This window comes from Neobacillus cucumis, assembly GCF_002860255.1.
Classification (GTDB): Bacteria; Bacillota; Bacilli; order Bacillales; family Cytobacillaceae; genus Neobacillus; species Neobacillus cucumis_A.
On sequence record NZ_PGVE01000103.1, the window covers coordinates 1 to 9,604 of the forward strand.

Consider the following 9,604-nt stretch of genomic DNA (forward strand, 5'->3'; position numbering starts at 1 on the left):
GTTATTGACGACCGTAAATAGAAAAATCGATTGAGCAGAGTAGTCAATAGCCGTTATTGACGACCGTAAACCGAAAAATCGATTGATCAGGGTAGCCAATAGCCGTTATTGACGACCGTAAATAGAAAAATCGATTGAGCAGAGTAGTCAATAGCCGTTATTGACGACCGTAAACCGAAAAATCGATTGACCAGCGTAGCCAAGAGATTTTATTGACGATCGTAATCCAAAAAATGATTAATAGGGTAGTCAATAACCGTCTAATTGGTAAATTGTAGAGTTACACTAGCCATTGTATCCAAACAATTTCCGAAATTAATTTAAATGACTATCAAATGTTTTATTTGATAGTCATTTTTATTGTAAGAACATCGAGTCTTCAAGATGGCCATGTTTTAAGGGGAGTACCTTGAAGGGTGCCTCTTAATATTTATCCTAAATATCTATGGTACAGTGCCTTTGCTTCAGATATATCCTTCGTTCCATGTATTAACACCCTTCCGTCTTTAAAAACGACGATTCGGTGAGGATCTACGCTAAAAGATAAAAGGTAAGGATTTCGCTGGATGGAGCCGCCTTGATTTATTAATACGTCTTCTAATGCCTCTAAATCACGGATTATCGGAAGAGAAGGGCGTATCTGAACGGAATCTCTGCCACACAATACCGCTGTTTTTGTTTGATTTTCAAAAGACAAATAGGGGTACGAGCGCTTTTTCCCACAAGAGGGGCAATCCTCATCTTTCAATTTATCTACTTTAATGGCACTATATTGGTTTTTCCATAAATCAAAAGAAACCAGTTTGCAGCGTAAAGAATTTAGGTCACCAACCAATATTTTTAATGCTTCACTGATTTGAAAAGAAACGACCATGTTCACAGCTGGACTAATGATTCCAGCTGTATCACAAGTTAGCCCGCCTAAAGGTACAGTTTCTAGCAAACAAGACAGACAAGGTGTTTTTTCAGGAATAATAGTATAGGAGATTCCATAGCTCCCGACGCAAGCACCGTAAATCCATGGAACTCCATGCTTTTGCGATACATCATTAATAATCATTCTGGTTTCGAAGTTATCCGTTGCATCAATGATAAGGTCAGCTTTTTGTGCCCATTCTTCAAGCTCTGAAACAGAGGCATCCGCAATCACTGCCTCAATTGACACGGAGGAGTTAATTGCTGTTAAGCGATCCTTGGCAGCAATTACCTTAGGCTGCCTTTTTTCAGCATCCTCCTCTGTATACAACTGCTGCCTTTGTAAGTTGGACCATTCCACATAGTCCCGGTCAACAATAGTTAGTTGACCAACCCCGGCACGGACAAGAGCTTCGGCATTGGCTGATCCAAGAGCACCTGCCCCAATGATCAGAACATGTTTAGCTGATAGTTTTTCCTGACCTGCTTTCCCGATGGGGGGAAATAATTCTTGGCGTGAGTAGCGATTATTCACCCGATACTCATTCCTTCTTTAGGACTGCTGGCCGTAGCGTACCTTTTTTTCTCAATTCGTCCGGCTTCATAACCAAAGCGTCCGGCTTCGATAGCTAAGCTCATGGCTTTGGCCATTTTTACCGGATCTTTTGCTGCCGAAACAGCTGTATTTAATAATACACCATCCGCTCCTAATTCCATGGCCAATGCCGCATCGGCAGGAGAGCCCACACCGGCATCAACAATCACCGGAACCACCGCTTGTTCGATAATAAAACTAAGGTTTACTGGATTGATGATTCCCTGGCCAGAACCGATTGGGGAAGCCCCTGGCATAACCGCATGACATCCAGCTTCTTGGAGTTTCCTTGCTAGAACGACATCATCAGAGGTATATGGGAGGACAATAAATCCTTCCTTTACTAATTCTTCTGTTGCTTTCAGCGTTTCAATTGGATCAGGAAGTAATGTTTTATCACAGCCGATGACTTCCACTTTAATCATATCGCAAAGACCTGATGCTTTAGCTAATTTAGCGATACGCACTGCTTCTGCCGCTGTTTTTGCACCAGCTGTATTTGGGAGCAAAGTATATTTACTGGTGTCTAGCTGTTCTAAAAAGTTAGGCTGACTTGGTTCAAAAATATTCATTCGCCGAACTGCGAATGTTAAAATCTCCGCTTGGGAAACTTCAACCGCCTTCTTTTGGATTTCATAACTAGGATACTTTCCAGTTCCAAGCAATAAACGAGAATTAAATGATAATGGACCTATTTTTAACATTTCAACCGCCTCCTACAAAATGGACAATTTCGATTCGATCTTTATCTGATAATCTAGTACTTTGATGATTTTCTTTTGTTAAAATTTCTCCGTTAACCTCAACCACAACAACTTTATCATGGATTTCATAATGCTTTAGTAAATCTGAAACAGCTACAATATCATCTGGTAATTGAATAGATTCCCCATTTAATAAAATTTTCATTTGTCCCCCCCTAATACACCATTTCTTTATTTCTATCAAGACGGAAAGCTGAGAGCAGAGTTTTATCTGGTTTGCCTTCCAATAAATCAGCTACAAGCGTACCTGTAACCGGGCTTAATAAAATTCCATTTCTGTAATGACCAGATGCAATGAACAACCCTTTCCATAATGGATGTTCTCCAATATAGGGAAGGCCATCCCCGGTTTGAGGTCTAACTCCAGCCCAAACCCGTTCCCAAGGGGCATTCTTAATCTCGGGAACCAGTTGAACAGCTCTTTCTACTAATTTACTAATTCCACCTGGTGTCACATTTTTATCAAATGTATGGTCAATTTGGGTGGCGCCTATATAGATTTCACCATTTCGTTTTGGAACTAAGTAACATCGTTTATCTGAAAAAATCGTTCTGTTAATGATGGGCGAATCTGTCTTTACGGAAAAACATTCACCTTTAACCGGATAAACAGTCAGATCCATTCCTGTTTCATGCATTAGAATTGAAGCCCAGGCACCGGTTGAAAGCACAACCTGGTTACAATGGATATTTCCTAAAGCGGTTTTAACCCCGATGACCTGGTCTTGTTCATAGATAAAGGAAAGGGCTTCGGTGTTTTCAAGGATTTTCGCCCCTAATTGTTCAGCCGCCTTTGCAAAGGCCAGCGATAATTTTGCCGGCTGCACATGACCATCATTCGGTAGGTACATCCCGCCTGCCACGGTAGGGGAGAGGGAGGGTTCCAGTTCTCGTAAACTATGAGAATCGAGCCACACTATATCTGAATCCCAATTGCGTTGAAAAGCTACCTGTTGTTTAACTTCTTTCACATTTTCTTCGGATTCGGCGATTTTAATCATGCCTTTTTGAACAAACTCAATATCAATCCCGGTTATTTCTAATAATTCGGTTGAGAGGTTAGAGAACATTGCTTGGCTTTTTAAAGCTAACTGAAAAAAGGGACCATCTTGTTCAATCTCTGCTTGGGCTGCCAGCATTCCGGCAGCTGCACTGGAAGCTTCACAAGCTAAATGGTTTTTCTCAATGATAACCACTCTTTTCCCAATCTTTGATAATTGATAGGCAATTGAACTCCCGTTAATTCCACCGCCGATAATGGCAACATCAAATGTTTTTTTCACTTTTTTCCATCTCCATCTTTTAAAGCATTCCTATACGCTTTGACCGCTAATAAAGGATCACGTGAATCTAAGATTCCTGACATGACCGCAATCCCACTTGCACCAGCTTGACTCACTTGTTTTGTGTTTTCGGGTGTAATCCCGCCAATCGCAATGACCGGAATATCCAACAGGGTCACCCTTGATAATTCCTTAATCCCTTTCGGTGTCTTACCTGGTTTAGATTGGGAAGGGAAGACGTGACCGAATAGCACGTAATCGGCGCCATCCCGTAAGGCTTTTTCTCCATCTGATTTGGAGTGAATGGAACATCCTACCTTTAACTGGGGAAACGCTTTTTTTACAATCATTGGCCCTAAACTATGAAAGGCTAATTGAACCCCTGCTGCTCTTGTAGTGAAAGCAACATCCACCCGGTCATTAATGATCAGTTTTGATAAGGGGATATTCTTTGAAAGCAGTTCAACCGCTTGAAAAAGTTCCCTTGCTGTCTTTTGCTTTTCCCGTAAGTGAATCGACGTTACATAGGGGTGGATATCGATCAAAATCTCCTGTAACTGCTCGATGGGCATCTTACCGTTAGAAATAATATGTAATTCTTTGGCATTCGTTAAAATTCGCGTCACCCCTTAAGAAGACTCCGCTAATTGAAACTGTGAAAAACAAAAAAACCACTTTCCATATAAGAAAGTGGTTTGATAATTTGAAATGATATGCGTACGCATTCAAATATCCCGTTTTCCACTTCCCTACGCTGGTATTAACCAGATCAGGTTCATAGAGTCCCGAAGTAGCACTTCAATCTCAGCCCTTTAAAAAGGCACCTCTAGCGGATTTATTTTTATATTAATTTTTAATAATTACCTGCATGTTTTATATTATCACCATTGTAAGAAATGTCAAATAATTATTTAAATGAAATTGAATTCTCCATAACTTATTTCAAATCAATTTTAATTCTTTGAGACTTACCCAATTCCTTATGGTTTTCATCTAGCACGTCGCTGGTTTGAATGGCAGCCCATTTGATATCAGGAGTTGATTTTTTAACTATAAACCCAAGTGCTCCTTGCTTGGAGCCCTTAGGCTCCATCTCGCCGCCTAAATACTCTATATAAAAGTCATCTTCGAAAGTTTTGGTCTCACCATTACTTGTTGTTAGATGAGCAACTGGTCCAAAATGAACGGTTTGATCTGATTTATTGACTAGCTCCACTTCCACCTTAATAAAATCAAATTCTTCATAGTTCTCTGTGTAATAATGAAAGTAATCCATTAACGAATAGGTCGGCATATTGTGAATCAGTTTGACATTCTTGATTCTCATTTCAATCGGTCCAATAGTATAACTTTTATTCTGTGCAGCAATCTCTTTTAAAGTTATGGTACCTTTACTGTCTTTTAGCGTTTGCCCAACTTGAAGAAGCTCGGTATCATTGGATACTTGAGGGTTAGGAACATAGATATCAGATAAAGACTTGGCTCGATTGTTTTCTTTCTGTTTTTCAGATATATGTTCCTGTTTTTCAGTTGCTTTCGCAGTAGGTTCTATATTTTGAACGGAATTACAGCCAAACAAGAATAAAGGTAAAGATAAAATGATTGGTGTCAATAATTTCATAGCAGGGTCACCTTCCAGATTGGATAGTAATTTTAAAAAAAGTTCCCGTTGAAATCAAAAGTCCAACGGGAAGAGAAGATTCTTTTTCAAGATTACTTGCCATTTTTTAAAATATCAAAGATATGTTTCGCTTGGTCCGTATTATCAATATTTCCAGCAAACAAGTTGCTGCCAGGCCCATATGCGTATACGTTTACGTCTTCACCCGTATGTCCGCCAGTGGTCCAGCCTGTCACGGAACGATTGTCAAAAATAGTCTCAATCGCATTATCAATAGTGGTGACGTTCTTAGATGCTGCAGCCTTTTTTACAGAATCGATTTCTTGAGTAGTTAATTGTAACTTAATATAGTTTTTTAGTGTTTGTTCTACATCGGCACCTTTGGTGATTTGTTCTGCGATAAAGTCAGGTGTACGTTCTGCTGCTGCAATAGGGGCTCCAAACCAGTTATAATCACCTCTCGCACCGATGGAGTATCCGCCTGTAGAATGATCCGCTGTTGCGACAACTAGCGTATGCTTATCCTTTTTAGCAAATTCAACGGCAGCTTTAAATGCCTTTTCAAAATCTTCCATTTCACTCATCGCGGCAACAATGTCGTTGTCATGTCCAGCCCAGTCGATTTGACTTCCTTCTACCATTAAGAAGAACCCCTTTTTATTTTCGCTTAGTTTATTCAAGGCGGTTTCAGTCATATCTTTTAAAGAAGGCATAGATGCTTCACGATCAAGCATTTTTGGCATTCCGCCTGGAGCAAACAATCCTAACATACGAGGGTTATTATTTTTTAACATTTCTTCTTTGTTGGTAACATAAGAGAAACCGTCTTTTTGGAATTCTTTTGTTAGGTCACGATCTTGACGAACAAAGTTGCTTAAGCCGCCGCCAAGCATGACATCAATTTTATGTCCGCCGTTGATCATTTCATCGTAATAATCATCAGCAATCGCGTTCATATTTTTACGGCTCACATCATGTGCTCCATAAGAAGCAGGTGTGGCATGCGTGATTTCAGAAGTTGCAACTAAACCAGTGGATTTCCCTTTTTCTTTTGCTGCTTCAAGAACAGTTTTAACAGATGAACCATCATTATCTACCCCAATGGCTGCATTATAGGTTTTAATACCTGCTGACATTGCTGTTGCTGCAGCAGCTGAATCTGTCACGTTTTGATGAGGGTCTTCTGGATAAGTTTTTTGTTGTCCTACTAAATATTTATCAAATTCTGTTTGTTCAACCTCTTTAGTTGATGGATTGTCCTTTAAATAACGATATGCAGAAGTATAGGAAACTCCCATTCCATCACCAATTAAGAAAATAACATTCTTGATTTCTGCATTGTTTTGTTGTTGTACTTCATCTGCTTTGACGTCATGATTCAGGGTACCAAGCAAAGACCCAAAAGCAACTGTGGATAGAACAGCAACCGGTAGAATTTTCTTTTTTAGTTTGTTTTTAAACAAAATGATAACCTCCTAGAATTTTAATTAAAAGTTAATGAATTTCTCATCAAATTTTAATTTTTGTTTACTATTAAACTATAAAAAAAAATTGTTAATCTTTTATGTATCCAATGTAAAGATTTGTTTTAGTTTTATGAGATTTTGGTCCTGGTTGAATAGTATGAGGGTAGTAAAAATTTAATAAAATAAAAAGCGCTCGAAACGGTGAAACGTTCCAAGCGCTCTGAATGTATCTATTTAAATTTATTGAATACTTGCAGCTTCTATAATGGAGCTAACGAGCATAAATAGTTAATTTCCGTTGCTAATTAATTTGAAAAAAAGAAAGTTCGGAGTATTCCACCAGAAGAATGTGATATTTGTTTTTCATATCCTGGATTTCGCAATAGTCAGATGTGTAGCGGTGAAGGAGAACATATTTTTTTCCATTATACTTAACTAATTGATCTTTCATTGAAAACACTCCTTTTATTGAATTATTTTTTATATAATAATAATTCAAGTTGTTGCAACCCAAGCTATACTCACTAATCATATATTAATAAAGATTTGTTAAGTAAATGCTAAATGAATGAAAAGGATTTGTAAATGTTGCATAAAGTAGCTCTTTTTAGCATAGATGTCCAAGTAGTGGAGAACTTTTTTAAAATGTTAATTACTTTACTACAAATTAACAAGGATATTATGGATGGATGACTAATTTTATATATAAGAAAAAGTTAGGGAGGAGAGGGAAGAATGAAAAGGCAGAAAACCTACTTTATCATGAACAACCTAATTTTTGAAGTACAGAAGCCAGAAATAACCGTAAGAAAAATTAAAATTGCACAGGTGAAATTTGAAAATGAGGAATATAAAGTGCTCAGAAAAAAATTTGATGAAACTGTATTTAATATAGAAAAAAAGCCAGAGGGATGGTTTATCACAGAGAAGGATAATCCACTTTAATAAGAAAAAAGCTTAAGTATCGATGAAATTAAGCACAGGAAAAGCTGCTTAATGAATATACTTTTATGTCTTATGTTTTTAAAGGGAGGTATATTTTATGAAAGTAGCCTTGCTTACAATGTTCAATGGACTTGATAGTACGTACTCCTTAGTAAATGTTGTAGCAGAACAGCTTCGTATGATGTTAGATGCGGGGCTAGAACCGGTATTACTTGTTAGTGAAAATTGTCCAATGGATAATCTGTATGGGGTGTTTCAGGATAAAAGGATTAAATGGGAAAAGGTCGTTAATTCAATCAATGGAAAACAAATTCATTGGCAGGATTATTCGCAGCCGGATGGGAAAGTACACAAAACATTTTTTGAAGAAGCTGATGTTATTGCAGCAGACTTGCTCACAAAACTAGCTGATGTCGATGTTTGTATCATGCACGACATTCATTATCAGGGATGGCATCTAGTTCATAATGTAGCGATTCGTAAAGCACAGGAAAAATTACCGAGGCTTAAATTTATCGCTTTTACCCATTCTGCTCCTGTAAACCGGCCGCCTGATCCAAAATGGCCGTTTTCTGCTCGTTATTCTGCCATGCCAAACACGATTTATGTATATCCAACACAGTCAGGATTGTCGGCACTTGCCAAACAGTATAATGTTCCTGAGGGACGCTGCCGGGCAGTCAATAACAGTTTGGATTTATTAAGCTTTGCAAGTGAGGAATTACAGATCTTATCAAAAGAGGTGGATTTGCAATCTCCAGATATATTAATTGTTTATCCAGGAAGACTAACACCTGGGAAAAAGTTTGAGAAAGTAGCCATGTTAGGTGGGGCCATCAAAAAGACTTGTGAAAAATCAGTAAAAGTAATTTTTTGTGATTTTCCAAGCAGTGACATCCCGTCAAAGAATTATAAAAACTTTATTCGCACACAGGGATCCTCTTGTGGATTGAAAATGGAGGATTTCTTTTTCACTTCCGATCTAAAGGAATTTAAAAATGGGTTTCCTCGTAAGGCGGTTTTGGAGTTATTTAGTTTATCCAACTTATTTATTTGCCCGTCTTTTTCTGAGTCGTTTGGATTAACTGTCTTGGAAGCGGCAAGCAGGGGGAATTACCTTGTATTAAATGAACGGGTGCCCGCATTGGAGGAACTGGGGAAGAATTTGAATGCTTATTTTATGAAATGGGATGCAAGGAATTTTGGCTATGATACACATGAAGCTTACAATCCTTCTGAACAAGCGTATTTAAACGAACATGGGCAAATTATTGTAAATAGGATGCGGGAGAACCCGGTCATTCAGGCAAAAACCCTGGCGAGACAAAGATATAGCCCGAGATGGATATGGGATAATCAATTGGAGCCGTTAATCAGTTTTTTTTAAGAATTAAAAGGGAGGAAATCTCGAGGATTTCCTCCCTTAAATGCTGAGTTGTCTAAAGTTTAAAGGTTAAGCACGTCTGATACAAACCTTGACCAAATCCTTCTCTCTGAGCTTCCAGAAGACATTTACAGTTTCTCCAGGGTTGTTGATATCAGGTCTTGTGCCCATGTTCTGTACGAAGGAACTTGCTTGACATAGGATATCAGCACCTACAATGACAAAGTCTGAAACCTCTCCTTCATCAGCATCTTCACGGTCAATCACACATTGGAATGATCTTTCATCGAATCTCACTGTACCAGGGGTTAAAGTGCCATCAGCCGCAACCGCAGTATAGGTGATTTCTTTAATTACTTTACCACAGATTACTACTTTTTCAGGACAAACAGCTTCAATAGCGGCTTCAACATCAATTGCTGTAATTTCCACAGTGCCTTCAAGTGCTGGTGGAACTAATTGAGTAAGAAACTCAACAGTTGCAACACAGCAGGTTTGCGGATTTGGAATTGGGCATTGAGTTGTAGTCGTAGTAGTAGATGTAGTGGATGTAGTTGTAGTTGTAGTAGTTGTAGTAGTTGTAGTAGTGGTAGTAGTTGTAGTAGTGGTAGTAGTGGTAGTAGTTGTAGTA

At 38.5% G+C, this 9,604-nt stretch carries 10 protein-coding genes, 1 pseudogene and 1 riboswitch; of the genes and pseudogenes, 2 read left to right on the plus strand and 9 right to left on the minus strand.

Translation table 11 applies throughout. The annotated features are described in order from the left end of the window. Positions 1-430: 430 nt before the first annotated feature. From CVD27_RS26585 to CVD27_RS28435, 8 genes are all read right to left on the minus strand, one after another. Positions 431-1,450: a thiazole biosynthesis adenylyltransferase ThiF gene (locus CVD27_RS26585; protein WP_101652136.1), complete on the minus strand. Its 1,020-nt coding sequence runs from the start codon at positions 1,448-1,450 to the stop codon at positions 431-433. Then, positions 1,447-2,214, minus strand: a complete 768-nt coding sequence (locus tag CVD27_RS26590) for a thiazole synthase (RefSeq protein WP_101652138.1) — start codon at positions 2,212-2,214, stop codon at positions 1,447-1,449. Before CVD27_RS26590 ends, CVD27_RS26585 begins: the two co-directional genes overlap by 4 nt. 1 nt (position 2,215) lies before the next feature. After that, a complete protein-coding gene (gene thiS / locus CVD27_RS26595) occupies positions 2,216-2,419 on the minus strand; it encodes a sulfur carrier protein ThiS (RefSeq protein ID WP_101652140.1) in 204 nt (67 codons plus the stop codon). Between the two features lie 10 nt (positions 2,420-2,429). After that, positions 2,430-3,557 (minus strand): glycine oxidase ThiO, encoded by a 1,128-nt coding sequence (thiO, locus tag CVD27_RS26600; protein ID WP_101652142.1) that lies wholly within the window; start codon positions 3,555-3,557, stop codon positions 2,430-2,432. Beyond that, on the minus strand, positions 3,554-4,183 hold the full coding sequence (locus CVD27_RS26605; RefSeq protein WP_257984499.1) for a thiamine phosphate synthase: 630 nt from the start codon (positions 4,181-4,183) through the stop codon (positions 3,554-3,556). Before CVD27_RS26605 ends, thiO begins: the two co-directional genes overlap by 4 nt. Positions 4,184-4,286: 103 nt before the next feature. Next, a riboswitch (TPP riboswitch) is annotated at positions 4,287-4,395 on the minus strand. Between the two features lie 99 nt (positions 4,396-4,494). Continuing rightward, positions 4,495-5,178 (minus strand): DUF4352 domain-containing protein, encoded by a 684-nt coding sequence (locus CVD27_RS26610; RefSeq protein ID WP_101652144.1) that lies wholly within the window; start codon positions 5,176-5,178, stop codon positions 4,495-4,497. Between the two features lie 92 nt (positions 5,179-5,270). Then, a complete protein-coding gene (locus CVD27_RS26615) occupies positions 5,271-6,641 on the minus strand; it encodes an alkaline phosphatase (protein ID WP_101652146.1) in 1,371 nt (456 codons plus the stop codon). Between the two features lie 304 nt (positions 6,642-6,945). After that, positions 6,946-7,095, minus strand: a complete 150-nt coding sequence (locus CVD27_RS28435) for a hypothetical protein (protein ID WP_180960465.1) — start codon at positions 7,093-7,095, stop codon at positions 6,946-6,948. A 284-nt stretch (positions 7,096-7,379) separates the two neighbouring features. On the opposite strand from CVD27_RS28435, the gene CVD27_RS26620 reads away from it, so the two are divergent. Continuing rightward, complete coding sequence (locus CVD27_RS26620) at positions 7,380-7,589, plus strand: hypothetical protein (protein ID WP_101652148.1); 210 nt, start codon at positions 7,380-7,382, stop codon at positions 7,587-7,589. Positions 7,590-7,686: 97 nt separating this feature from the next. Next, on the plus strand, positions 7,687-8,976 hold the full coding sequence (locus CVD27_RS26625; RefSeq protein WP_101652150.1) for a glycosyltransferase: 1,290 nt from the start codon (positions 7,687-7,689) through the stop codon (positions 8,974-8,976). Positions 8,977-9,042: 66 nt separating this feature from the next. Here the strand turns inward: CVD27_RS26625 and CVD27_RS28440 are convergent. Then, positions 9,043-9,604: pseudogene (locus CVD27_RS28440) on the minus strand (hypothetical protein); the annotation flags it as partial.

Bases quoted from the DNA above. Each gene is read 5' to 3' on its own strand.
- CVD27_RS26620 (WP_101652148.1), top strand. From the start codon at position 7,380: ATGAAAAGGCAGAAAACCTACTTTATCATGAACAACCTAATTTTTGAA.
- CVD27_RS28435 (WP_180960465.1), bottom strand. From the start codon at position 7,095: ATGAAAGATCAATTAGTTAAGTATAATGGAAAAAAATATGTTCTCCTT.
- CVD27_RS26625 (WP_101652150.1), top strand. From the start codon at position 7,687: ATGAAAGTAGCCTTGCTTACAATGTTCAATGGACTTGATAGTACGTAC.
- CVD27_RS26610 (WP_101652144.1), bottom strand. From the start codon at position 5,178: ATGAAATTATTGACACCAATCATTTTATCTTTACCTTTATTCTTGTTT.
- thiS (WP_101652140.1), bottom strand. From the start codon at position 2,419: ATGAAAATTTTATTAAATGGGGAATCTATTCAATTACCAGATGATATT.
- CVD27_RS26590 (WP_101652138.1), bottom strand. From the start codon at position 2,214: ATGTTAAAAATAGGTCCATTATCATTTAATTCTCGTTTATTGCTTGGA.